Below are 2,025 nucleotides of genomic sequence, written 5' to 3'. Positions count from 1 at the left end.
AATAAATGCTATACTTGGACGAATTAGTAATAATATTTTTTTAAAAAGAGATTTATTTTTAAAATCTATTACCAAAATAACTTCTGCAATAGTAGATACTGCATAAACAGGTAAATATGATAATGTAGCTAAAAGGACTATAAAATTATATGCTCCATTTAATCCTTGGAATAAATTAAGTAATAATAATAAATTAATTAATATAGATCCTATTATTAAAGAAAAATATGGTGTATCATATTTTTTATGTTTTTTAGAAAAGATTTTAGGAAATAAATTAGTATTACCTGCTACTTCAGCAGCTTTTGCAGTTGAAAATAACCACAGTAAAGATGAACCACAAATACTTAATGCAATTGCAATATTAATATATACTAAAAATTTACTACCTAGTACATAACTCATAATTTGAGAAATAGGATCGATACTATTTGCAAGCATTTGTCTTGGCATAGCACCCATAGCTAAAATAGTAATTGCTAAATAAAATACTAGTGCTATAAGTAACGCTATAATTGTACTTAATTTAACATTTCTTTTAGGATTTTTAATTTCTCCTGAAGCAAGTGTTGCTGATTCAATCCCTTCAAATGCCCAAAAAGTAATTGCGGCAGCCATTGGAATGCTTTTTAATCCATGTGTTACTTGAAAAATCGGAGTTATATTTTTTACATCAAAAATTCCAGTTGCTAAAACTATAAATAAAACTAATATAACTAATTTTAAAAGAGCAAGGATTGTTCCAAGTATTCCTACTGATTTTGTTCCACGGATGTTTATATATGTAAATAGCCACAGTAAGCCTGAACAAATTAAGAATCCTAAAATTGGATTATTATTCAAAATAGGAAATGCACCGTTTAAGTATTTTAATATAACAATTAGTAGAGTGGCATTTCCAATCCAACAACCATTCCAATATAACCAGGCAGTCATAAAACCCATTAAGTTTCCAAAACTTTTTCTTGAGTATTCTACAACCCCACCATTAACAGGAATATTAGAACCTAAGTTTGCAAAAGTAAATGCAAGCACTATTGCACCACTTCCGGTTATAATCCATGCTAAGATACTACCAAAGATTCCTGAAACATTAGCTAACTGAGAAGGAATAACAAAAATTCCTGCACCGATGATATTACTAAATACTAATGCAATAGCAAAAATTAGTCCAATTTCTTTTTTATTATTTTTTACGCTCATATAATAAATCTCCTTTTTCATATAGTAAAATTATAGATTGTATTTTATCACTTTAGTTTGATAAAGTAAAATGAATTTTTTTCTATATTTTTTAAATTATAGAATTATGGTAAAATAAATGATAAAATTTAAATATAAATTTGTACTTTTAAAAAGCTACTATCATATAAATAGTATTAAAAAGTTTTTAATTATAGGAGGAATGTATGGGTTTATTTGGAAATTCAAAACAGAAAAAATCAACAAATGAAAACAATATCAGTAATTCTTCAAATGATCTTGTACTTAATTCAAAATTATTAGATGAAAAAATTAATCTATGTGAAAAGATAAGTCTATCATCACTTGAGTATGAATTAGTTAACATCCTTTTAGATAATAAAGATGAAGTAAGTAAAGTGCTTTGGAATATATATCTACCAATTCCTAAAGAAAATTCAATAGTATATAAACACATAGATTGTGTTTTGATTAGAAATGATAAAATATTTATTTTTTGTTATGAAGATTTTAAAAATTGTATTGGATTTAAAGAAGTTAATACAGAACTGTGGGAGTTTGAATATTTCACAGAATTAAAATTACAAAAAAATTTAATAAGTAAAGCAAATGAAACAGCGTATTTTTTATCTAGATTTTTAAATTTGGACAAGAAAATAGAATTATTTATTCCGGTAATTATTTTAGTTGGTGCTAATAGTTCAAAAAATATTTTTTCTACAGACTCTAGACATATTTACTTAAGAGAGAGTCATACAAGATTTTTAACGGAACGAGTTGTTTCTCTTCTTGAAAGCAAAGACAAGGGTATTTTATCAGATA

At 25.4% G+C, this 2,025-nt stretch carries 2 protein-coding genes; one reads left to right on the top strand and one right to left on the bottom strand.

The window, feature by feature from the left end:
• Window positions 1-1,203: APC family permease (locus tag ACRC28_RS18400; protein WP_438544907.1), on the bottom strand; the 1,203-nt coding region annotated here is incomplete at its 3' end.
• 206 nt (window positions 1,204-1,409) lie between these two features.
• On the opposite strand from ACRC28_RS18400, the gene ACRC28_RS18395 reads away from it, so the two are divergent.
• Window positions 1,410-2,025: hypothetical protein (locus ACRC28_RS18395; RefSeq protein ID WP_438544906.1), on the top strand; the 616-nt coding region annotated here is incomplete at its 3' end.

The sequence above is a fragment of the Clostridium sp. genome, assembly GCF_051650885.1.
Classification (GTDB): Bacteria; Bacillota; Clostridia; order Clostridiales; family Clostridiaceae; genus Clostridium.
This window is presented reverse-complemented; position numbering and strand designations above follow the sequence as displayed.